Source organism: Aquabacterium humicola (assembly GCF_030167915.1).
Lineage (GTDB): Bacteria > Pseudomonadota > Gammaproteobacteria > Burkholderiales > Burkholderiaceae_C > Pseudaquabacterium > Pseudaquabacterium humicola.
In genome coordinates this window covers 1,960,342-1,979,671 of the sequence record NZ_JARGNB010000001.1, presented here as the reverse complement: position 1 = coordinate 1,979,671, position 19,330 = coordinate 1,960,342, and the positions used below count along the sequence as shown (strand labels likewise).

Annotated in this window: 33 protein-coding genes; all 33 read left to right on the top strand. The window is 66.5% G+C overall.

Annotated elements, in window-relative coordinates:
- Window position 1 precedes the first annotated feature (1 nt).
- The 33 genes from rpsJ to tssK all read left to right on the top strand — a co-directional run bounded on the left by rpsJ (window position 2) and on the right by tssK (window position 19,315).
- Entirely contained in the window at window positions 2-313 is a 312-nt protein-coding gene (rpsJ, locus tag P1K89_RS08825) for a 30S ribosomal protein S10 (RefSeq protein ID WP_173121442.1), read from the top strand.
- A gap of 216 nt (window positions 314-529) precedes the next feature.
- On the top strand, window positions 530-1,207 hold the full coding sequence (gene rplC, locus P1K89_RS08820; protein WP_284616005.1) for a 50S ribosomal protein L3: 678 nt from the start codon (window positions 530-532) through the stop codon (window positions 1,205-1,207).
- 2 nt (window positions 1,208-1,209) lie between these two features.
- Complete coding sequence (rplD, locus tag P1K89_RS08815; RefSeq protein WP_284616004.1) at window positions 1,210-1,830, top strand: 50S ribosomal protein L4; 621 nt, start codon at window positions 1,210-1,212, stop codon at window positions 1,828-1,830.
- The gene (gene rplW, locus P1K89_RS08810) at window positions 1,827-2,141 is read left to right on the top strand and encodes a 50S ribosomal protein L23 (RefSeq protein WP_284616003.1); all 315 of its coding nucleotides are present in this window, start codon (window positions 1,827-1,829) and stop codon (window positions 2,139-2,141) included. The genes rplD and rplW overlap by 4 nt, the downstream gene beginning before the upstream one ends.
- Before the next feature lie 3 nt (window positions 2,142-2,144).
- A complete protein-coding gene (gene rplB / locus P1K89_RS08805; RefSeq protein ID WP_284616002.1) occupies window positions 2,145-2,969 on the top strand; it encodes a 50S ribosomal protein L2 in 825 nt (274 codons plus the stop codon).
- A 9-nt stretch (window positions 2,970-2,978) separates the two neighbouring features.
- A complete protein-coding gene (gene rpsS / locus P1K89_RS08800) occupies window positions 2,979-3,254 on the top strand; it encodes a 30S ribosomal protein S19 (RefSeq protein ID WP_284616001.1) in 276 nt (91 codons plus the stop codon).
- A 10-nt stretch (window positions 3,255-3,264) separates the two neighbouring features.
- Window positions 3,265-3,594, top strand: a complete 330-nt coding sequence (gene rplV, locus P1K89_RS08795) for a 50S ribosomal protein L22 (RefSeq protein ID WP_284616000.1) — start codon at window positions 3,265-3,267, stop codon at window positions 3,592-3,594.
- Window positions 3,595-3,609: 15 nt separating this feature from the next.
- Window positions 3,610-4,506, top strand: a complete 897-nt coding sequence (rpsC, locus tag P1K89_RS08790; protein WP_284615999.1) for a 30S ribosomal protein S3 — start codon at window positions 3,610-3,612, stop codon at window positions 4,504-4,506.
- A 12-nt stretch (window positions 4,507-4,518) separates the two neighbouring features.
- Window positions 4,519-4,935, top strand: a complete 417-nt coding sequence (rplP, locus tag P1K89_RS08785; RefSeq protein ID WP_284615998.1) for a 50S ribosomal protein L16 — start codon at window positions 4,519-4,521, stop codon at window positions 4,933-4,935.
- A gap of 14 nt (window positions 4,936-4,949) precedes the next feature.
- Window positions 4,950-5,153, top strand: a complete 204-nt coding sequence (rpmC, locus tag P1K89_RS08780) for a 50S ribosomal protein L29 (RefSeq protein WP_284615997.1) — start codon at window positions 4,950-4,952, stop codon at window positions 5,151-5,153.
- Between the two features lie 23 nt (window positions 5,154-5,176).
- Complete coding sequence (gene rpsQ / locus P1K89_RS08775) at window positions 5,177-5,431, top strand: 30S ribosomal protein S17 (RefSeq protein ID WP_284616342.1); 255 nt, start codon at window positions 5,177-5,179, stop codon at window positions 5,429-5,431.
- Window positions 5,432-5,542: 111 nt separating this feature from the next.
- Window positions 5,543-6,058 carry a peroxiredoxin gene (locus tag P1K89_RS08770; protein ID WP_284615996.1) on the top strand — a complete coding sequence of 172 codons (516 nt, stop codon included), beginning with the start codon at window positions 5,543-5,545 and terminating at the stop codon, window positions 6,056-6,058.
- 185 nt (window positions 6,059-6,243) lie between these two features.
- Window positions 6,244-6,612: a 50S ribosomal protein L14 gene (rplN, locus tag P1K89_RS08765; RefSeq protein ID WP_137945232.1), complete on the top strand. Its 369-nt coding sequence runs from the start codon at window positions 6,244-6,246 to the stop codon at window positions 6,610-6,612.
- Between the two features lie 23 nt (window positions 6,613-6,635).
- A complete protein-coding gene (gene rplX / locus P1K89_RS08760) occupies window positions 6,636-6,953 on the top strand; it encodes a 50S ribosomal protein L24 (RefSeq protein ID WP_284615995.1) in 318 nt (105 codons plus the stop codon).
- A gap of 9 nt (window positions 6,954-6,962) precedes the next feature.
- Complete coding sequence (gene rplE, locus P1K89_RS08755) at window positions 6,963-7,502, top strand: 50S ribosomal protein L5 (protein WP_284615994.1); 540 nt, start codon at window positions 6,963-6,965, stop codon at window positions 7,500-7,502.
- A 10-nt stretch (window positions 7,503-7,512) separates the two neighbouring features.
- Window positions 7,513-7,818 carry a 30S ribosomal protein S14 gene (gene rpsN / locus P1K89_RS08750; protein ID WP_284615993.1) on the top strand — a complete coding sequence of 102 codons (306 nt, stop codon included), beginning with the start codon at window positions 7,513-7,515 and terminating at the stop codon, window positions 7,816-7,818.
- Window positions 7,819-7,845: 27 nt separating this feature from the next.
- A complete protein-coding gene (rpsH, locus tag P1K89_RS08745) occupies window positions 7,846-8,241 on the top strand; it encodes a 30S ribosomal protein S8 (protein WP_284615992.1) in 396 nt (131 codons plus the stop codon).
- Window positions 8,242-8,256: 15 nt separating this feature from the next.
- The gene (gene rplF / locus P1K89_RS08740) at window positions 8,257-8,790 is read left to right on the top strand and encodes a 50S ribosomal protein L6 (RefSeq protein ID WP_284615991.1); all 534 of its coding nucleotides are present in this window, start codon (window positions 8,257-8,259) and stop codon (window positions 8,788-8,790) included.
- Between the two features lie 10 nt (window positions 8,791-8,800).
- Window positions 8,801-9,163, top strand: coding sequence for a 50S ribosomal protein L18 (rplR, locus tag P1K89_RS08735; RefSeq protein ID WP_284615990.1), 363 nt, complete (start codon window positions 8,801-8,803; stop codon window positions 9,161-9,163).
- 12 nt (window positions 9,164-9,175) lie between these two features.
- Window positions 9,176-9,694, top strand: a complete 519-nt coding sequence (gene rpsE, locus P1K89_RS08730) for a 30S ribosomal protein S5 (RefSeq protein WP_284615989.1) — start codon at window positions 9,176-9,178, stop codon at window positions 9,692-9,694.
- Between the two features lie 24 nt (window positions 9,695-9,718).
- Window positions 9,719-9,901, top strand: a complete 183-nt coding sequence (gene rpmD, locus P1K89_RS08725; protein WP_284615988.1) for a 50S ribosomal protein L30 — start codon at window positions 9,719-9,721, stop codon at window positions 9,899-9,901.
- Between the two features lie 26 nt (window positions 9,902-9,927).
- Complete coding sequence (gene rplO, locus P1K89_RS08720) at window positions 9,928-10,359, top strand: 50S ribosomal protein L15 (RefSeq protein ID WP_284615987.1); 432 nt, start codon at window positions 9,928-9,930, stop codon at window positions 10,357-10,359.
- Between the two features lie 29 nt (window positions 10,360-10,388).
- Entirely contained in the window at window positions 10,389-11,699 is a 1,311-nt protein-coding gene (gene secY, locus P1K89_RS08715) for a preprotein translocase subunit SecY (RefSeq protein ID WP_284615986.1), read from the top strand.
- A 3-nt stretch (window positions 11,700-11,702) separates the two neighbouring features.
- Window positions 11,703-11,921, top strand: coding sequence for a translation initiation factor IF-1 (gene infA / locus P1K89_RS08710; RefSeq protein ID WP_011830996.1), 219 nt, complete (start codon window positions 11,703-11,705; stop codon window positions 11,919-11,921).
- 19 nt (window positions 11,922-11,940) lie between these two features.
- The gene (gene rpmJ, locus P1K89_RS08705) at window positions 11,941-12,054 is read left to right on the top strand and encodes a 50S ribosomal protein L36 (protein WP_035036301.1); all 114 of its coding nucleotides are present in this window, start codon (window positions 11,941-11,943) and stop codon (window positions 12,052-12,054) included.
- A 17-nt stretch (window positions 12,055-12,071) separates the two neighbouring features.
- Complete coding sequence (gene rpsM / locus P1K89_RS08700) at window positions 12,072-12,437, top strand: 30S ribosomal protein S13 (RefSeq protein WP_284615985.1); 366 nt, start codon at window positions 12,072-12,074, stop codon at window positions 12,435-12,437.
- 27 nt (window positions 12,438-12,464) lie between these two features.
- Window positions 12,465-12,869: a 30S ribosomal protein S11 gene (gene rpsK, locus P1K89_RS08695; RefSeq protein ID WP_173121489.1), complete on the top strand. Its 405-nt coding sequence runs from the start codon at window positions 12,465-12,467 to the stop codon at window positions 12,867-12,869.
- Between the two features lie 217 nt (window positions 12,870-13,086).
- Window positions 13,087-13,710 (top strand): 30S ribosomal protein S4, encoded by a 624-nt coding sequence (gene rpsD / locus P1K89_RS08690; protein ID WP_284615984.1) that lies wholly within the window; start codon window positions 13,087-13,089, stop codon window positions 13,708-13,710.
- Window positions 13,711-13,866: 156 nt separating this feature from the next.
- The gene (locus P1K89_RS08685) at window positions 13,867-14,853 is read left to right on the top strand and encodes a DNA-directed RNA polymerase subunit alpha (protein WP_284615983.1); all 987 of its coding nucleotides are present in this window, start codon (window positions 13,867-13,869) and stop codon (window positions 14,851-14,853) included.
- 71 nt (window positions 14,854-14,924) lie between these two features.
- On the top strand, window positions 14,925-15,323 hold the full coding sequence (gene rplQ, locus P1K89_RS08680; RefSeq protein WP_284615982.1) for a 50S ribosomal protein L17: 399 nt from the start codon (window positions 14,925-14,927) through the stop codon (window positions 15,321-15,323).
- Window positions 15,324-15,431: 108 nt separating this feature from the next.
- Window positions 15,432-17,207, top strand: a complete 1,776-nt coding sequence (dsbD, locus tag P1K89_RS08675; protein ID WP_284615981.1) for a protein-disulfide reductase DsbD — start codon at window positions 15,432-15,434, stop codon at window positions 17,205-17,207.
- 244 nt (window positions 17,208-17,451) lie between these two features.
- Window positions 17,452-17,967, top strand: coding sequence for a type VI secretion system lipoprotein TssJ (gene tssJ, locus P1K89_RS08670; RefSeq protein WP_284615980.1), 516 nt, complete (start codon window positions 17,452-17,454; stop codon window positions 17,965-17,967).
- A gap of 10 nt (window positions 17,968-17,977) precedes the next feature.
- Window positions 17,978-19,315: a type VI secretion system baseplate subunit TssK gene (gene tssK, locus P1K89_RS08665; RefSeq protein WP_284615979.1), complete on the top strand. Its 1,338-nt coding sequence runs from the start codon at window positions 17,978-17,980 to the stop codon at window positions 19,313-19,315.
- Window positions 19,316-19,330: the final 15 nt, after the last annotated feature.

The following is a 19,330-nucleotide window of genomic DNA, read 5'->3' as shown; positions in this document are numbered from 1 at the left end:
CATGCAAAAGCAAAAGATCCGCATCCGCCTGAAGGCCTTCGACTACAAGCTGATCGACCAGTCGGCGCTCGAGATCGTCGAGACCGCCAAGCGCACCGGCGCGATCGTCAAGGGTCCGGTGCCCCTGCCGACGCGCATGCAGCGTTTCGACATCCTGCGTTCGCCGCACGTCAACAAGACGAGCCGCGACCAGTTCGAGATCCGCACGCACCAGCGCCTGATGGACATCGTCGACCCGACGGACAAGACGGTCGACGCGCTGATGAAGCTGGATCTGCCGGCCGGCGTGGACGTCGAGATCAAGCTTCAGTAAGGGATTCGAGCGAGCCTTCTTGTGGGGCAACCTGCAAGAAGGCTATACTCGCAAGCTTTTCGCGGCGGCCCTCGATGGCTGCCCGATCCGTTTTGAGGCCTCGAGTCATCGGGGCCGCAAGGCGACCAACCGCTCCCGGCCAATCGATGTCGGGTGTTTGAAACAAAGGCGCTGCGCGTGCGGGTGATCCCGTGCAACCGGTGCTGGAGAAAAGCCATGACGACAGCTGCACACAGCTATCGCCTCGGTTTGCTGGGCCGCAAGGTCGGCATGATGCGCATCTTCACGGACGAGGGCGACGCCGTCCCCGTGACGGTGCTCGACGTGTCGAACAACCGCATCACCCAGGTCAAGACCGAGCAGACCGACGGCTACAACGCCCTGCAAGTGGCGTTCGGTTCGCGCAAGGCCTCGCGCGTGACCAAGCCGGAAGCCGGCCACCTCGCGAAGGCGGGCGTGGAAGCCGGTGAGATCCTCCAGGAATTCCGCGTTCCCGCCGACGTCGTCGGCCAGTACGCCGCGGGTGCTCAAGTCCCTGTGACGTTGTTTGCCGTCGGCCAGAAGGTCGACGTGCAGGGCACGTCGATCGGCAAGGGCTTCACGGGCACGATCAAGCGCCACAACTTCAGTTCGCAGCGCGCTTCCCACGGCAACAGCCGTTCGCACAACGTGCCGGGCTCGATCTCGATGGCGCAGGATCCGGGGCGCGTGTTCCCGGGCAAGCGCATGTCGGGTCACCTCGGCGACGAAACCGTCACGACGCAGAACCTCGACATCGTGCGCATCGACGAGACCCGCCAGCTGCTGCTGGTCCGTGGCGCGGTGCCGGGTGCCAAGAGCGGCTTCGTGACCGTCCGCCCAGCCGTCAAGGTCAAGGCGAAGAAGGGAGCCTGAACATGCAACTCGAGCTCCTGAACGAACAAGGCCAGGCTTCGGCCAAGGTCGACGCGCCGGACACCGTGTTCGGCCGCGACTACAACGAAGCGCTCGTCCACCAGGTCGTCGTCGCCTACCAGGCCAACGCACGCCAGGGCACGCGCGCCCAGAAGAACCGCGAGTCGGTCAAGCACAGCACGAAGAAGCCGTGGCGCCAGAAGGGCACCGGCCGCGCGCGCGCGGGCATGACGTCGTCGCCGATCTGGCGTGGAGGCGGTCGCGCCTTCCCGAACCTGCCGGACGAGAATTTCTCGCACAAGGTCAACAAGAAGATGTACCGCGCCGGCATGGCGTCGATCTTCTCGCAGCTGGCCCGCGACGGCCGCCTGGCGGTGGTGGACTCCATCAGCGTCGACGCGCCGAAGACCAAGCTGCTGGCCGCCAAGTTCAAGGCCATGGGCCTCGATTCCGTGCTGGTGATCGCCGACTCGGTCGACGAGAACCTGGCGCTGGCCTCGCGCAACCTCGCCAACGTGCTGGTGGTCGAGCCGCGCTACGCCGATCCGCTGTCGCTGGTCTTCTACAAGAAGGTGCTGGTGACCAAGGGCGCGATCGAGCAGCTCAAGGAGATGTTCGCATGAGCACCCCGAAGTTCGATGAGGGTCGCCTGGCCCAGGTGCTGATCGCGCCGATCGTGTCCGAGAAGGCCACGAGCGTCGCCGAGAAGCACAACCAGGTGCTGTTCAAGGTGCTGCGCGATGCCACCAAGCCCGAGATCAAGGCAGCGGTCGAGCTGCTGTTCAAGGTCGAGGTGAAGGACGTGCAGGTCGCCAACCAGAAGGGCAAGGTCAAGCGCTTCGGCGGCCGTACCGGCCGTCGCGACCACGCGAAGAAGGCGTACGTGTCGCTGAAGCCCGGCCAGGAGCTCAACTTCTCCGGGGAGGCTGCGTAAATCATGGCCGTCGTCAAAGTCAAACCAACCTCGCCTGGCCGCCGCGCCGTCGTGAAGGTCGTGCACAAGCATCTGCACAAGGGCGCGCCCGAGGCGTCGCTGCTGGAGCCGCAGAAGCAGAACTCCGGCCGCAACAACAACGGCCACATCACGATGCGGCACAAGGGTGGTGGTCACAAGCACCACTACCGCGTCGTCGATTTCGTCCGCAACAAGGACGGCATCCCGGCGAAGGTCGAGCGCATCGAGTACGACCCGAACCGCACCGCCCACATCGCGCTGGTCTGCTACGCCGATGGCGAGCGCCGCTACATCATCGCCCCGCGCGGCCTGGAAGTCGGCGCGACGCTGATGTCCGGCGCCGAGGCGCCGATCAAGGCCGGCAATACGCTGCCGATCCGCAACATCCCGGTGGGTGCGACGATCCACTGCGTCGAGATGCTGCCGGGCAAGGGCGCGCAGATCGCGCGTTCGGCGGGTGCCGCGGTCACGCTGATGGCCCGCGAAGGCATCTACGCGCAGGTCCGCCTGCGCTCGGGTGAAGTGCGCAAGATCCACATCGACTGCCGCGCCACGATCGGCGAGGTGTCGAACGAAGAGCACAACCTGCGTCAGTACGGCAAGGCAGGCGTCAAGCGCTGGATGGGCATCCGCCCGACCGTGCGCGGCGTCGCGATGAACCCGGTGGACCACCCGCACGGCGGCGGCGAAGGCCGCACCGGCGAGGCGCGCGCACCGGTGTCGCCGTGGAACACGCTGACCAAGGGCTACCGCACCCGCAACAACAAGCGCACGCAGAACATGATCGTGTCGCGTCGCAAGAAGTAAGGGTCCACCATGGCACGCTCACTCAAGAAGGGTCCCTTCGTGGACCACCACCTGATGGCCAAGGTCGACAAGGCCGTGTCCATCAAGGACAAGAAGCCGATCAAGACCTGGTCGCGCCGCTCGACGATCCTGCCCGATTTCATCGGCCTGACGATCGCGGTGCACAACGGCAAGCAACACGTCCCCGTGTACGTGACCGACCAGATGGTCGGCCACAAGCTCGGCGAGTTCGCCATGACCCGCACGTTCAAGGGTCACCCGGCGGACAAGAAGGCGAAGAAGTAAGGGGCCGACGATGGAAACCAAAGCAATCGTCCGCGGTGTGCGCCTGTCTGTCGACAAGGGCCGCCTCGTTGCGGACCTGATCCGCGGCAAGAAGGTCGACCAGGCGCTGAACATCCTCGCCTTCACGCAGAAGAAGGCCGCCGGCATCGTCAAGAAGGCGCTGGAGTCGGCGATCGCGAACGCCGAGCACAACGACGGCGCCGACATCGACGAACTGAAGGTCAAGTCGATCTACGTCGAGCAGGGTGCGACGCTGAAGCGTTTCTCCGCTCGTGCGAAGGGTCGAGGCAACCGCATTAGCAAGCCGACCTGCCACATCTTCGTCACCGTCGGCAACTGACAGGCAAGGAAGACCATGGGACAGAAAATCCATCCGACCGGCTTCCGCCTGGCCGTCACGCGTGCGTGGGCTTCGCGCTGGTACGCGTCGAACCGCAACTTCGCCGGCATGCTGGCCGAAGACCTGCAGGTGCGCGAGTTCCTGAAGAAGCGCCTGAAGAATGCCGCGGTCTCGCGCATCCTCATCGAGCGCCCCGCCAAGAACGCCCGCATCACGATCTTCTCGGCCCGTCCGGGCGTCGTGATCGGCAAGAAGGGCGAGGACATCGAGAACCTGAAGGCCGAGCTGGCGCGCCGCCTGGGCGTGCCGGTCGCGGTGAACATCGAGGAAGTGCGCAAGCCCGAGATCGATGCCCAGCTGATCGCCGACTCGATCACCCAGCAGCTCGAGAAGCGCATCATGTTCCGCCGCGCGATGAAGCGCGCAATGCAGAACGCGATGCGCCTGGGCGCGCAGGGCATCAAGATCATGTCCGCCGGCCGCCTGAACGGCATCGAGATTGCCCGCACCGAGTGGTACCGCGAAGGCCGCGTGCCGCTGCACACGCTGCGCGCCGACATCGACTACGGCTTCTCGGAAGCCAAGACCACGTACGGCGTCATCGGCGTCAAGTGCTGGGTCTACCGTGGCGACAACCTCGGCCGCGGTGACGCGCCGGGCGCGAAGCCCGAGGGTCAGGAAGAAGAGCGCCGTCCGCGCCGTGGTCCGCGTCCTGGCGGGCCGGGTGCGCCCGACCGCCGTGGCCCGCGCCCCGGTGGCGACCGTGATCGCGGCGCGCGCGCCGACATGCCGCGCACCGACGTCGTCTCGCCCGTGTCGCCCGACAGCAAGCCGGGCGACGCCCCGGCAGGCGACCGCCCGGCCGTCAAGCGCGTGCGCAAGGCGCCCACGCCCGGCACCGGCGCCGCGTAAGGAGAACAGAACATGCTGCAACCAGCACGTCGCAAGTTCCGCAAGGAACAGAAGGGCCGCAACACCGGCATCGCCACGCGCGGTGCCGCCGTGTCGTTCGGCGACTTCGGCCTCAAGGCCACCGAGCGCGGCCGCATCACCGCGCGCCAGATCGAGGCGGCTCGCCGCGCGATCTCGCGTCACATCAAGCGGGGCGGCCGCATCTTCATCCGCATCTTCCCGGACAAGCCGATCTCGCAGAAGCCGGCCGAAGTGCGGATGGGTAACGGCAAGGGCAACCCCGAGTACTACGTCGCCGAAATCCAGCCGGGCAAGGTGCTGTACGAACTGAACGGCGTGCCCGAGGAACTGGCGCGCGAAGCGTTCACGCTGGCCGCTGCCAAGCTGCCGCTGCGCTGCACCTTCGTCACGCGCCAGGTCGGCGCCTGACCCGGAGACACACCATGAGCAAAGCAACTGATCTGCGCGCCAAGGACGTCGCGGGCCTCGAGAAGGAGGTCACCGACCTGCTCAAGGCCCACTTCGGACTGCGCATGCAGAAGGGCACGCAGCAGCTGGGCAATACTGCCACGCTGAAGTCGACCCGCCGTGACATCGCCCGCGCCAAGACCATCCTGGCCGAGAAGAAGAAGGGAGCCGCGAAGTGAGCGAAGCCCAAGTCCAGACGCCGGTGAAGAACACCCGCACGCTGATCGGCCGCGTCGTCAGCGACAAGCGTGCCAAGACGGTGACCGTGCTCGTCGAGCGCCGCGTCACGCACGAGCTGTACGGCAAGATCGTCGGCCGTTCGCGCAAGTACCACGCGCATGACGAGAAGGGCGAGTACCACCTGGGCGACCTGGTCGAGATCGCCGAAGGCCGTCCGATCAGCAAGACCAAGTCGTGGGTCGTCACGAAGCTGCTCCAGAAGGCGCAGATCGTCTAAGCCTACGCGCGAGACGGGGCATCCGCCCCGTCCGCCTGGAACGGCCGGAACGCTGGAATACTCGGCGCCCGGCCGTTTCACATTCCTGATTCCCAAGACGAGGAGAACCGCATGATCAAGGTTGGCGACAAGCTGCCCGCAGGCACGCTCAACGAGTTCATCGAGGTCGAGGGCAACGGTTGCTCGGTCGGACCGAACAGCTTCGACATCCAGAAGGAGAGCGCCGGCAAGACTGTCGCGATCTTCGGTCTGCCCGGCGCGTTCACGCCGACCTGCTCCGCCAAGCACGTGCCGGGTTACGTCGCCAAGGTCGACGAGCTGAAGGCCGCCGGCGTCGACGAGATCTGGTGCGTATCCGTCAACGACGCGTTCGTGATGGGCGCCTGGGGCCGCGACCAGCATGCGGGCGGCAAGGTGCGCATGATGGCCGACGGCAGCGCCGACTTCGCGAAGGCCACCGGCCTCACGCTGGACCTGACGGCCAAGGGCATGGGCCTGCGCTCGGCGCGCTACTCGATGCTCGTGAAGGACGGGGTCGTCAAGAGCCTCAACGTCGAGGGGCCCGGCAAGTTCGAGGTCAGCGACGCCGACACGATGCTCGCGCAGGCGAAGGCCCTTCGCGCCTGACGCTTGACGCGCGGGCGAGAAAGCCCGCATAATCCGCAGCTTCGCCGTCGACCGGCCTCGTACGTTCGTTCGAGACGGTCGATGGATCCGCCCAAGCAGTGTCTCCGTCAGGAGGTGCTGACGGGCCCAAGACTGACCGATGCATCGCCCATGGGCTGTGCGACGGGACAAGTTGGGGACATCTAATGATCCAAATGCAATCGCGGCTCGACGTGGCCGACAACACGGGCGCGAAGTCCGTCATGTGCATCAAGGTGCTGGGCGGCTCCAAGCGCCGTTATGCCGGCATCGGCGACATCATCAAGGTGTCGATCAAGGAAGCTGCGCCGCGCGGGCGCGTCAAGAAGGGCGAGATCTACTCGGCCGTCGTCGTGCGCACCGCCAAGGGCGTGCGCCGCCAGGATGGCTCGCTCGTCAAGTTCGACGGCAACGCCGCCGTGCTGCTCAACGCCAAGCTCGAGCCGATCGGCACCCGCATCTTCGGCCCGGTCACGCGCGAACTGCGTACCGAGCGCTTCATGAAGATCGTGTCGCTGGCGCCGGAAGTGCTGTAAGCGCCCAGATCGAAGGACAGGCCATGAACAAGATTCGCAAGGGCGACCAGGTCATCGTGTTGACCGGCCGCGACAAGGGCAAGCGCGGCACGGTGTCGCTGCGCGTCGACGAGGACCATGTCGTCGTCGAAGGCATCAACGTGGTGAAGAAGCACGTCAAGCCGAACCCGATGAAGGGCACGACCGGCGGCGTGGTCGACAAGACGATGCCGATCAACCAATCCAACGTCGCGATCTTCAATGCCGCCACCGGCAAGGCCGATCGCGTGGGTGTCAAGACCCTGGCTGACGGCAAGCGTGTGCGCGTCTACAAGTCCAGCGGCGAAGAGATCAAGGCGTAAGAGGTCGACATGGCTCGTCTGCAAGAGATTTACCGCGAGAAGATCGTGCCGGACCTCGTCAAGAAGTTCGGCTACCAGTCGGTGATGCAAGTGCCTCGCCTGACGAAGATCACGCTCAACATGGGTGTCAGCGAAGCTGTCGCCGACAAGAAGGTGATGGATCACGCCGTCGGCGACCTGACGAAGATCGCTGGCCAGAAGCCCGTGATCACCAAGTCGCGCAAGGCGATCGCCGGCTTCAAGATCCGCGAGAACCTGCCGATCGGCTGCATGGTCACGCTGCGCGGCGTCCAGATGTACGAATTCCTGGACCGCTTCGTGACGATCGCGCTGCCGCGCGTGCGCGACTTCCGCGGCATCTCGGGCCGTTCGTTCGACGGCCGCGGCAACTACAACGTCGGCGTCAAGGAACAGATCATCTTCCCCGAGATCGAGTACGACAAGATCGACGCGATCCGCGGTCTGAACATCAGCTTCACGACCACCGCGAAGACCGACGACGAGTGCAAGGCGCTGCTCGCTGCCTTCCGCTTCCCGTTCAAGAACTAAAGGCGCAACCATGGCCAAACTGTCCCTGAAGCAGCGCGAAGCCAAGCGCGAGAAGCTGGTCGCCAAGTTCTCGAAGAAGCACGCCGAGCTGAAGGCCGTCGCCAACGACGCGTCGAAGTCCGACGAAGAGCGCTACCTGGCCCGCCTGGAGCTGCAGAAGCTGCCGCGCAATTCCAACCCGACCCGTCTGCGCAATCGTTGCGAGCTGACCGGTCGTCCGCGCGGCACGTTCCGCAAGTTCGGCCTCGGCCGCAGCAAGATCCGCGAGCTCGCCTTCAAGGGCGACATCCCGGGCGTGGTCAAGGCCAGCTGGTAATCAGCGGCGGCCCGAAGGAGATACACAATGAGCATGAGTGATCCCATCGCCGACATGCTGACGCGCATCCGCAACGCGCAGATGATCGAGAAGGCGGTCGTCGTGATGCCGTCGTCGAAGCTGAAGGTGGCGATTGCCCAGGTCCTGAAGGACGAGGGCTACATCGACGGTTTCGCCGTCAAGACCGAGGGCGCCAAGAGCGAGCTCGAGATCGCGCTGAAGTACTACGCCGGTCGCCCGGTGATCGAGCGCATCGAGCGTGTCAGCCGCCCCGGCCTGCGCATCTACAAGGGACGCGACGCGATCCCGCAAGTGATGAACGGCCTCGGCGTCGCCATCGTCACGACCCCCAAGGGCGTGATGACGGATCGCAAGGCGCGCCAGACCGGTGTCGGCGGCGAAGTGCTTTGCTACGTGGCCTGACGAGGAGAGACGACAATGTCCCGCGTAGGAAAGATGCCGATCAACGTCCCGCAAGGCGTGGACGTCCAGGTCACGGCCGACCAGATCACCGTCAAGGGTGCTAACGGCACGCTGACGCGTGCGACCAACCCCCTGGTCACGGTGCAGAAGGATGGCGCGGTGCTGAAGATGGCTCCGGCCAACGACAGCGTCGAAGCCAACGCGATGAGCGGCACGATGCGTGCGCTCGTCAACAACATGGTCAACGGCGTCAGCAAGGGCTTCGAGAAGAAGCTGAACCTGGTCGGCGTGGGCTTCCGGGCCCAGGCGCAAGGCACCAAGCTGAACCTGCAGATCGGGTTCTCGCACCCGGTGGCCAAGGAGATGCCCGCCGGCATCAAGGTCGAGTGCCCGACGCAGACCGAGATCCTGATCAAGGGTGCAGACCGCCAGGCCGTCGGCCAGGTGGCTGCCGAAGTGCGCGCGATCCGTCCGCCCGAGCCCTACAAGGGCAAGGGCATCCGCTACGCCGACGAGCGCGTGGTGCTGAAGGAAACGAAGAAGAAGTAAGGAGCCGAACATGCTGACGAAGAAAGAACAGCGCCTGCGTCGCTCCCGCCAGACCCGTGCCCGGATCGCGATCCAGGGTGCGGTTCGCCTGACGGTCTTCCGTTCCAACCTGCACATCTACGCCAGCGTCGTCTCCGACGACGGCCAGCGCATCCTGGCCTCGGCGTCGACCGCCGAGAAGGAAGTGCGCGAGCAGATCGGCAAGGACAAGGGTGGCAACACGGCCGCCGCCGCGCTGGTCGGCAAGCGCATCGCCGAGAAGGCCAAGGCCGCCGGCGTCGAGAAGGTCGCGTTCGACCGTTCGGGCTTTGCCTACCACGGCCGCGTCAAGGCGCTGGCCGAGGCCGCTCGCGAAGCCGGCCTGCAGTTCTAAGGACTTAAGCAAATGGCAAAGTTTCAACCTCGCGCCCAGACCGAAGGCAACGACGACGGCCTGAAGGAAAAGATGATCGCGGTCAACCGCGTCACCAAGGTCGTCAAGGGTGGTCGCACGCTGAGCTTCGCGGCGCTGACCGTCGTCGGTGACGGCGACGGCCGCATCGGCATGGGCAAGGGCAAGGCCAAGGAAGTGCCGGTGTCGGTGCAGAAGGCCATGGAAGGCGCACGCCGCAACATGTTCAAGGTGCAGCTGCGCAACGGCACCGTGCACCACAACGTGCGCGGCGAGCACGGTGCGGCCAAGGTCCTGCTGGCGCCCGCGCCGGCCGGTACCGGCATCATTGCCGGCGGCCCGATGCGCGCAGTGTTCGAGGTGATGGGTGTCACGGACATCGTCGCCAAGAGCCTCGGCTCGAGCAACCCGTACAACATGGTTCGGGCCACGCTGGACGCGCTGAAGCGCTCGACCACCGCCGCTGAAGTGGCGGCCAAGCGCGGCAAGACGGTTGAAGAGATCTTCAACTGATCGACGCAGCGACGGAGCATTCCCATGTCGGACAAGAAAACCCTCACGGTCAAGCTGGTTCGCAGCCCCATCGGCTGCAAGCAGTCGCACCGCGACACCGTTCGCGGCCTCGGCCTGCGCCAGCTCAACAGCCAGCGCGTGCTCGAAGACACGCCGGCGGTGCGCGGCATGATCAACAAGGTCGCTTACCTGGTGCAGGTGCTGTAAGCACGGCGCACCGAGGACAGTCAACCATGCAACTCAACACCATCAAGCCCGCCACGGGCGCCAAGCATGCCAAGCGCCGCGTCGGTCGTGGCATGGGCTCGGGCCTGGGCAAGACCGCGGGCCGCGGCCACAACGGTCAGCACTCGCGCGCCGGTGGCTACCACAAGGTCGGCTTCGAAGGCGGCCAGATGCCGCTGCAGCGTCGCCTGCCCAAGCGCGGCTTCAAGTCGCGCCAGCTGAAGTTCAACGGCGAGATCACCCTCGCCGATCTGCAGCGCCTGGACAAGGACGACGTGGACCTGCTGACGCTGAAGGCTGCCGGCCTGGTCGGCGAGCTGATCCGTCACGTCAAGGTCATCAAGTCGGGCGAGCTGTCGCGCAAGGTCAGCCTCAAGGGCCTCGGCGCGACCGCCGGTGCCAAGGCGGCGATCGAAGCCGCCGGCGGCAGCCTGGCCTGATCGCGGCCCCTCGAGCGTAGGCATTCACGTTGGCAACTTCGGCAAACCAGCTGGCCAAGAGCGGCAAGTTCGGCGACCTGCGTCGCCGGCTTGTCTTCTTGCTGCTCGCGTTGGTGGTTTACCGCGTCGGGGCGCACATCCCGGTGCCGGGCATCGACCCCAACCAGATGCAGCAGCTGTTCAACAGCCAGCAGGGCGGCATCCTGAACCTGTTCAACATGTTCTCCGGCGGGGCGCTGTCGCGCTTCACGGTGTTCGCGTTGGGCATCATGCCGTACATCTCCGCGTCGATCATCATGCAGTTGATGACCTACGTGATCCCGACGCTGGAAGCGCTGAAGAAGGAAGGCGAGTCCGGGCGTCGCAAGATCACGCAGTACACGCGGTACGGCACGCTGGGTCTGGCGATCTTCCAGTCGCTGGGCATCGCACTGGCGCTCGAAGGTTCGCAGGGCCTGGTGATCTCGCCGGGGTTCGGCTTCCGCATCACGTCGGTGGTGAGCCTGACGGCCGGCACGATGTTCCTGATGTGGCTGGGCGAGCAGATCACCGAGCGCGGCCTCGGCAACGGCATCTCGATCCTGATCTTCGGCGGTATCGCGGCGGGTCTGCCGGGCGCCATCGGCGGGCTGTTCGAGCTGGTGCGTACCGGCGCGATGGGTCCGATCGCCGCACTGTTCATCGTCACGCTGGTCGTGCTGGTGACCTTCGCGGTGGTGTTCGTCGAGCGCGGCCAACGCAAGATCCTGGTGAACTACGCCAAGCGCCAGGTCGGCAACAAGGTCTACGGGGGCCAGTCGTCGCACCTGCCGCTGAAGCTGAACATGTCGGGCGTGATCCCGCCGATCTTCGCGTCGTCGATCATCCTGCTGCCCGCGACCATCGTCGGGTGGTTCGCGACCGGCGACGGCCTGCGCTGGCTGAAGGACATCTCGGCAGCACTGTCGCCAGGGCAGCCGATCTACGTGCTCCTGTACGCGGCGATGATCGTGTTCTTCTGCTTCTTCTACACGGCGCTCGTCTTCAACAGCCGCGAGACCGCGGACAACCTGAAGAAGAGCGGCGCGTTCATCCCGGGCATCCGCCCGGGAGAACAGACGGCTCGTCATATCGACAAGATCCTGTCCCGGCTGACGCTGGCCGGCGCGATCTACATCACCGGCGTGTGCCTGCTGCCGGAGTTCCTGGTGCTGAAGTACAACGTGCCGTTCTACTTCGGCGGCACCTCCCTGTTGATCATCGTGGTCGTCACGATGGACTTCTGGGCGCAGGTGCAGTCGTACGTGATGAGCCAGCAGTACGAGTCGCTTTTGAAGAAAGCCAATTTCAAGGCAAGCTGAGAGATGTCCAAGGACGACGTCATCCAGATGCAGGGTGAGATTCTCGAGAATCTTCCCAATGCCACCTTTCGCGTGAAGCTGGAGAACGGGCACGTGGTGCTCGGTCACATCTCGGGAAAGATGCGCATGCATTACATCCGCATCCTGCCGGGCGACAAGGTGACGGTCGAACTGACGCCCTACGATTTGAGTCGCGCTCGCATCGTGTTCCGCGCGAAGTGAGTGCTTGAAGGAGAAGACGATGAAAGTCTCTGCATCGGTCAAGAAGATGTGCCGCAACTGCAAGATCATCCGCCGCAAGGGTGTGGTGCGTGTGATCTGCACTGATCCGCGCCACAAGCAGCGTCAAGGTTGAGATAAGAGGTTCAGAACATGGCACGCATTGCTGGCATCAACATTCCGCCGCACAAGCACGCTGAGATCGGCCTGACTTCGATCTACGGCATCGGCCGGACGACCGCGCAGAAGATCTGCGAGACGGTGGGCATCGCCTACTCCAAGAAGATCAAGGATCTCACCGACTCCGACCTCGAGCGCATCCGCGAAGAGGTGGGCAAGCTGACGATCGAAGGCGACCTGCGCCGCGAACTGTCGATGAACATCAAGCGCTTGATGGACCTCGGCTGCTACCGCGGCCTGCGGCATCGCCGTGGCCTGCCGCTGCGCGGCCAGCGCACCCGCACCAATGCCCGCACCCGCAAGGGTCCGCGCAAGGGTGCCGCCGCGCTGAAGAAGTAAGCCACCCAGGATTGATCGAGAAACGACATGGCCAAAGCACCTGCCAATACCGCGGCGCGCCGCGTGAGCAAGAAGATCCGCAAGAACGTTGCGGACGGCATCGCTCACGTGCACGCCTCGTTCAACAACACCATCATCACGATCACCGATCGCCAGGGCAGCTCGCTCGCCTGGGCCTCGTCGGGCGGCCAGGGCTTCAAGGGCTCGCGCAAGTCGACGCCGTTCGCGGCGCAGGTGGCGGCCGAAGTGGCTGGCCGCGCCGCGCAGGAACAGGGCATCAAGAACCTCGACGTCAAGATCAAGGGCCCCGGCCCGGGTCGCGAGTCGTCGGTGCGTGCGCTCGCCGCGCTGGGTATCCGCATCAACTCGATCAGCGACGTGACGCCGGTGCCGCACAACGGTTGCCGCCCCCAGAAGCGCCGCCGCATCTAAGCGGGGCTCGATTCGAGCGGCAGCGATGCCGCTATAATGAGCAGTTTTCCGTTCGCCGGCGGTGCCGAAAGCACCCGCCGGCAATTTCGTTGAGGGTTTCCGCTGTCGGCCCGCCGGCGCCGGCCACCCTCCACAAGCCCACCGTCTGAGCGTTCATCACAACACCCGCCAGACTCGCGCGACACCGCCTCGCGTCAGAAACACCTAAGGAAGCAACGTGGCACGTTACCTCGGACCCAAGGCCAAGCTGGCCCGCCGTGAAGGCACCGACCTCTACCTGAAGAGCGCCCGCCGCGCCATCAGCGACAAGGCCAAGTTCGACACCAAGCCCGGCCAGCACGGCCGCACCTCCGGTGCCCGCACCTCCGACTTCGGCCTGCAGCTGCGCGAGAAGCAGAAGGTCAAGCGCATGTACGGCGTGCTCGAGCGCCAGTTCCGCCGCTACTTTGCCGAGGCCGAGCGCCGCCGGGGCAACACCGGCGCGAACCTGCTGTTCATCCTCGAGTCGCGCCTGGACAACGTCGTCTACCGCATGGGCTTCGGCTCGACGCGCGCCGAAGCGCGGCAGCTGGTGTCGCACCAGGCCATCATGGTCAACGGCAAGGTCGTCAACATCCCGTCGTACCTGGTCAAGGCCGGCGACGTCATCGCGCTGCGCGAGAAGGCCAAGAAGCAGCTGCGCGTCACCGACGCCGTCAAGCTGGCCGAGTCGATCGGCATGCCGGGCTGGGTCCAGGTCGACGGCAGCAAGCTCGAAGGCGTCTTCAAGAAGGTGCCGGACCGCGACGAGTTCGGTTCGGACATCAACGAATCGCTGATCGTCGAGTTGTACTCGCGCTAATCCGAACGAGGAGCGGGTGCGGGCCAGACGACCTGTCGGCCCGGCCCGGCCAGGGCGTTGCGCGTGCCGGACACGCAACGCCGACAACCAAGCCCGGCAGGTCCGCCAGCCTTATCGGTGTAACGAGCCGAGGGTATTGAGAGGAACTGAGACCAGATGCAAACCAACCTGCTGAAACCCAAAGCCATCCAGGTGGAGCCGCTCGGCGGCCACCGCGCCAAGGTCACGCTCGAGCCGTTCGAGCGCGGCTACGGCCACACGCTTGGCAACGCGCTGCGTCGCGTGCTGCTGTCGTCGATGGTGGGTTACGCGCCGACGGAAGTCACCATCGCCGGCGTTCTGCACGAGTACTCGACGGTCGACGGCGTGGCCGAAGACGTCGTGCACATCATGCTGAACCTCAAGGGCGTCGTCTTCCGTCTGCACAACCGCGACGAAGTGACCCTGGTGCTGCGCAAGGAAGGTGAAGGCGCGGTCACCGCGGCCGACATCCAGACGCCGCACGACGTCGAGATCATCAACCCCGATCACGTCATCGCCCACCTGGCGCAGGGCGGCAAGCTCGACATGCAGATCAAGGTCGAGAAGGGCCGCGGCTACGTGCCGGGCAACCTGCGCCGCTATGGCGACGAACCGACCAAGTCGATCGGCCGCATCGTGCTGGACGCCTCGTTCTCGCCGGTGCGCCGCGTGTCGTACGCCGTCGAGAATGCCCGCGTCGAGCAGCGCACCGACCTCGACAAGCTGGTGATGGAGATCGAGACCAACGGCGCGATCTCGCCCGAGGAAGCGATCCGCGCGTCGGCCAAGATCCTGGTGGACCAGCTGGTGGTCTTCACCGGCCTGGAAGGCACCGAGCCGCTGAGCTTCGCCAGCGAACAGCCGCGCAAGGACAACTTCGATCCGATCCTGCTGCGCCCGGTCGACGAGCTCGAGCTGACGGTTCGTTCGGCCAACTGCCTGAAGGCCGAGAACATCTACTACATCGGCGACCTGATCCAGCGCACCGAGACCGAGCTGCTGAAGACGCCGAACCTCGGCCGCAAGTCGCTCAATGAAATCAAGGAAGTGCTCGCCTCGCGTGGCCTCACGCTCGGCGCGCGCCTCGAGAACTGGCCCCCGCAGGGCCTGGACAAGCGCTGAACCACTCAGCGCACGCGTGCACCCGCCAGTACCTGACACGGCTGGCGGTCTCATAAGGAAAGGAAAGCACCATGCGTCACGGACACGGACTCCGCAAACTCAACCGCACCAGCGAGCATCGCCAGGCGATGCTGCGCAACATGTGCGTCTCGCTGCTGCAGCACGAAGCGATCAAGACCACGGTCCCGAAGGCCAAGGAGCTGCGTCGCGTCGTCGAGCCGCTGATCACGCTGGCGAAGACGCCGACGCTGGCCAACCGCCGCCTCGCCTTCAACCGCCTGCGCGACCGCGACATCGTGACCAAGCTCTTCAACGAGCTGGGCCCGCGCTACCAGACCCGTCCGGGCGGCTACACCCGCATCCTGAAGATGGGCTTCCGCGTCGGCGACAACGCTCCGCTGGCCTTCGTCGAGCTGGTCGATCGGCCGGAGCCGGTGGCTGCCGACGCCGCCGAGGCGAGCGCCGAGTAAGTTCGGCGCGCCGACAAGCGACACAGAAAGGGCCAGCGTTCACGCCGGCCCTTTTTTCGTTCTGTCCCCGCGCAAGCTCCGGGCGGATCACCGCGCGACAATCCACCCATGATTCACCTCCGTCACCTGACCCGGGCGCTGGCCGTGCTGGCGCTGGCGGCCTGGCTGATCCTGGCGGGCGGAATGGCGCGTGCGGCGGACGATTTCCTCGAACCCGAGAAGGCCTTCCGCTTCTCGGCGCGCGCGGTCAGCGCGACCGAAGCCGAGGTCAGCTTCGTCGTCGCGCCGGGCTACTACCTTTACCGCGATCGATTCCTCTTCGCGGCCGACGGTGCAAGCCTCGGCACGCCGGCCATCCCCGCCGGCAAGGTCAAGTACGACGAGAACTTCCAGAAGAACGTCGAGACCCTGCGCGGCGACCTGCGCATCGTCGTGCCGATCGGCGCCTCGGCCCCGTACACGCTCAAGGTGACGTCGCAAGGCTGCGCCGATGCCGGCCTGTGCTATCCGCCGATGACCAGCGTCGCTCGCCTCGACCCGGCGCAGATCGTCTCGACCGCGGCCCGCCCGACGGCAGGCTCGGCCGCCGGAGGCTCGATGGTCGAGGCCGCGCTGGCGTCCGGTCACTTCTGGCGCATCGCCGGGGTCTTCCTCGGCGTCGGCCTGCTGCTGTCGCTGACGCCTTGCGTGCTGCCGATGCTGCCGATCCTGTCGTCGATCATCGTCGGCACCCACCATCAGCCTCGCCGCGGTCGCGGGCTCGCCCTGGCCGCGAGCTACTCGCTCGGCATGGCGCTGGTCTACACCGCGCTCGGCGTCGCTGCCGGCCTGGCCGGGGAAGGCTTCGCGGCCGCCCTGCAGACGCCGTGGGCGATCGGCACCTTCGCCGTGCTGCTGGCCGTGCTGTCGCTGTCGATGTTCGACGTCTACCAGTTGCGACTGCCGTCGCGCTTCACCTCGCACGTCTCGCAGCACTGCAACCGCATGCGCGCCGGCCAGCTGTTCGGCGTTTTCATGATGGGCGGGCTGTCGGCGCTCATCGTCAGCCCCTGCGTTAGCGCCCCCTTGGCCGCGGCGCTGCTGTTCATCAGCCAGAGCCGCGACGTGGTGCTCGGCGGCGGCGCCTTGTTCGCGATGGCGATCGGCATGAGCGTGCCCCTGCTCGTGCTCGGCGGCTCCTCCGGCCGCTGGCTGCCGAAGTCGGGTCCATGGATGTTCGGCATCAAGCGCCTGTTCGGCGTGCTGATGCTGGCGGTGGCGATCTGGATCGCGCAACCGGTGCTGCCGGCGGCTGCGGTGCTTGCGCTGTGGGGTGTGCTGCTGCTGGTGGTCGCCGGCCTGCTGCTGAAGGCGGCGATCGCCCGTCGCACCACGGCGACGCCGGCCGGAAGGGCCGGGCTTCAGCGCGCCGCGGGTGTCGTGGCGTTGGGCATCGGCCTGCTGCAGCTGGTGGCCGCCGCGACCGGCGGCCGCGACCCGCTGCAGCCGTGGGCACATTGGGCCGAGGGCACGGCGACATCGGCAAACGCCCTGCGCTTCCAGCGCGTGCGCACGGTCGCCGAGTTGGAGGCCATGCTGGCGGGTGCAGGCCGGCCGGTGATGCTCGACGTCTACGCCGACTGGTGCGTCGCCTGCAAGGAGATGGAGCGCTTCACGTTCCGCCACGCCCAGGTTGCGCCGCGGCTGGGCAACGCGCTGCTGCTGAAGGTCGACGTCACCGGCAATACCGCCGACGACCGCGCGCTGCTGCGGCGCTTCGGCCTCTTCGGCCCGCCCGGCACGCTGTTCTTCGACACCGCCGGGCGCGAGATCGGCGCCGCGCGCGTGGTGGGCTTCCAGAGCGCGAGCCGCTTCCAGCGTTCGCTCGGCGACGCGGGGCTTTGAAGGCGCGGCCCGGCGGCCATGCCGGCCGCCGAGCATGCTTCCGGCGAGCCGGACATCGAGCACGGCGCGCGGCCCTGCCGGGCGATCGGCGCTCCACCGGATTACCTAAGTCACGCCGACCCTGAGCGGCCGCTGCTTATCCTTGCCCAAGGATGACCGGCCCCCAAGCTCGCCTCGTTCGCCATCCCCTGCCGGGGACGCGTCAGTGCCTTCGGGCGGCCGGCGGCACTGACAGGAGCGTGCATTGAACTCAGGTGTTCTCGCGGGTCGGGCCCGCAGCGTACCCGCGTGGGCCGGGGCGCTCGCCCTGGCGACGGCGGCCGGTGTGATGCTCGGTCTGGGCGGCTGTTCCAGTCCACCGAAGCCGCCACCGCCGACCACGGTCGACGGCGCGATCCAGGCCTCGCCCCAACTGAACCTCAGCGTGAACCAGCGGCCCTCGCCGCTGCTGGTGCGGGTCTATGAGCTGAAGTCCCCGTCCGCCTTCAACAGTGCCGACTTCATGTCGCTGTACCAGGGCGACCAGGCCGCGCTGGCCGCCGACCTGGTCGCACGCGAAGAGATCATGCTGCAGCCGGGCGAGAGCCGACCGATCAAGAAGACGCTGGGTGCGGACACGCGGTTCATCGGTGTCTTCGGCGCCTACCGCAACCTCGAGAAGGCCACGTGGCGCGCCGTCGTGCCGGTGCAGCCGAACAAGGCCCAGCAGTTGTCGATCCGCGCCGGCGACCTGGCGCTGGCCGTCGAAGTCAAGCCGTGATCGCCACGTCATGAGCTCACGCAACCGGGTGGTCTGGTCGCAGGGCATGTTCCTGCAGCCCCACCACTTCCAGCAGGAATCGCGCTTCGTCGAGCAGCTGGTCGACAGCCGCACGCGCGCCGCCCATCCGTATGCGTGGGGCTTCGCCGAGCTGGTGCTCGACGAAGCGCAGCTCGCGCTCGGCCGCCTCGGCCTGGTCCGCGGCAGCGGCATCCTGCCCGACGGCACGCCGTTCTCGTTTCCCGACGTCGACGCGGTGCCGGTGCCCTGCGACGTCGCCGACGACATGAAGGGCGAGCTCGTCTGCCTGGCCGCGCCGCTCGCGCGTGCCGGCGTCACGGAAGTCGACTTCGGCGATGGCCATGGCGACGAGCTCTGCCGCCTGCGCGCGGTGGACACCGAACTGCGCGACCACACGAATGCCGGCGACGACCCGGAGCCCATCCAGACCGGCGCGTTGAACCTGCGCCTGATGCGTGCGCGCGATGCGAGCGATGCCTATGCCGTGCTCGGCGTCGCGCGGGTCATCGAGAAACGCAGCGACGGCCAGCTGGTGCTCGACCGCGGCTACTACGCGCCGCAGACGCGCATCGAGGCCAGCGGCCAGTTGTCGGCACTCGCCGGCCTGCTGCACGGGCTGGTCCAACAGCGTGCGCGCCTGCTCGCCGCGCGCATGGGCCAGATGGGCAAGGGCGTCTCGGAGGTCGCCGACTTCCTGATGCTGCTGTCGCTGAACCGCGCGGAGCCGGTGTTCCGCCAGTTCGCCGGGGCGCCGAGCGTGCATCCCTGGGATTTCTACCTTGGCTGCGTCGAGCTCGCCGGCGACCTGTCGACCTTCCAGGCGCCGCGGCGCCATCCGCCCGACTACCCGGTCTACAAGCACGACGACCTGCAGCACGTCTTCGGCCCGGTGATCGAGCACCTGCGCGAGCTACTGTCGGTGGAACTGCAGCGCCATGCGGTGCAGATCGAGCTGATCGACCGCAGCCATGGTGTGCGCACCGCGGTCATCGCCGATGGCGAACTGCTGCGTTCGGCCGGCTTCGTGCTGGCGGTCAACGCGCAGTTGCCCGCCGAACAGCTGCGCCAGCGCTTCCCGGCGCAGTCGAAGCTCGGACCGGTCGATCGCATTCGCGACCTCGTGAACCTGCAGCTGCCCGGCATCGTGCTGAACAGCCTGCCGGTCGCGCCACGGCAACTGCCGTACCACGCCGGCTTCCACTACTTCGAGGTCGAGCGCCAGGGCGAGCTGTGGAAGCAGCTCGAACGCAGCGGCAGCCTCGCGCTGCACGTCGCCGGCGATTTCCCAGGCCTCGAGCTCGAGCTCTGGGCCATCCGCCAGGTCTGACCCACCACCCGTCGA